We start from the raw sequence: 1,455 nt of genomic DNA, 5'->3' as shown, positions 1-1,455 counted from the left end.
GTAATACAGCCGTTCCCTCGGTCAGCATCAATGCCAGCACGACGCCGCTCACCTGCACGACTACCTCCGCTACGCTAACGGCATCGGGAACAGCTGCCAGTTACGTCTGGACCGGAAATAATACCAGCAATCCCCTGATTGTCAGCAATCCGGGCTTATACTCCGTGACGGCTATCGCTACCAGCAACGGCTGTATCAGCACTACCTCCGTCACCATTGGACAGGACCTGCGGTTACCGACTTTTGCGGTGAGCAGTGGGTCGGCCTGTACGGGCAATACGGTCAGCCTGACAGCCACGGGTTGTACCGGCTCGGTGGCCTGGCCCGGCGGGATAACAGGCAGTGTTTTCTCCACCAGCGTGGCCGGAACCTACACGGCCACCTGTACGGTGGGCATCTGCTCCACCACCGCTTCCGGCACCGTCACGATCAATGCCTTACCCAATCTGACTATCACCGCAGCCCCCAGCCTGACCATCTGTTTGGGCACCAGCACCACCCTGAACGCATCAGGAGGCAGTGGTTTTGCCTGGTCGAACAGTCAAAGTAGCTCTGCCATTGAGGTTAGCCCAGTAAGCACGACTGCCTACTCAGTCACTGTTACCAACACCACAACGGGTTGCCGCAGCACGACCAGCGTCACTGTCACGGTCAACACCCCACCCAGCCTGACCGTGACGGGTAATCCTTCCTTCAGTATCAATCAGGGCGGTTCAACGACGCTCACCGCATCGGGAGCGGCCACCTACCGATGGAGCACCGGCGAACCCACCGCCAGCATCTCGGTTACCGCCAGCGGCCCTTACTCGGTCACCGGCACCTCGGCGTCAGGCTGTTCGTCCACCTCCACCGTTACCGTCGAACAGCGCTATTGCCAGACCACCCTGACCACTTCCGCTCAGCAGGTCTGCATCGATAAGTCGGTGAGTCTGACGGCCACGGCTCAGTTGACCAGCCCTGCGCCTAGCGGTCCTGCCTTCAGCCCAACCGTCAGCCCGGCTCCGTCGTACACCTGGGTAGCCCCGTCGGGAGCCAGTTTCAGTGGCCCCACCAACACGGCGGTCGTTTCGGCCAGTTTCACCACCACCGGGGTAAAGAACTTCACCGCCATCGTAGCCACTGCCGAAGGCTGTATCAGTAGCAATACGGTCAGCGTAACGGTCAATGCCTTACCCAGCGTGAGCATTACCGCAACCCCCAGCCTGACCATTGCCCTGGGGCAAAGTACGACGCTGATCGCCAGTGGAGCCACCACCTACCAGTGGAGCAATGGCAGTACGACGGCCACCAACCCGGTTTCACCAACGGCTACCACGACTTATTCGGTGACCGGAACCACGGCCGGCTGTTCGTCGGTAACCAGCACTACCGTCACCGTGCTCAACAACCTCACGCTGGTTGCAGCTCTCAGTCCCTCGGTGATCTGTGCGGGGGCATCCACCACGGCCAGTGTGG

The 1,455-nt window shown here is 60.8% G+C and carries 1 pseudogene; it reads left to right on the top strand.

Going from position 1 to position 1,455, the window contains the following annotated elements:
• Window positions 1-1,455: pseudogene (locus BGO59_RS16805) on the top strand (hypothetical protein); the annotation flags it as partial.

The organism is Spirosoma sp. 48-14, assembly GCF_001898575.1.
GTDB lineage: Bacteria > Bacteroidota > Bacteroidia > Cytophagales > Spirosomataceae > Spirosoma.
The sequence above is the reverse complement of the archived record's forward strand: the minus strand, read 5'-3'. Positions and strand labels throughout refer to the sequence as shown.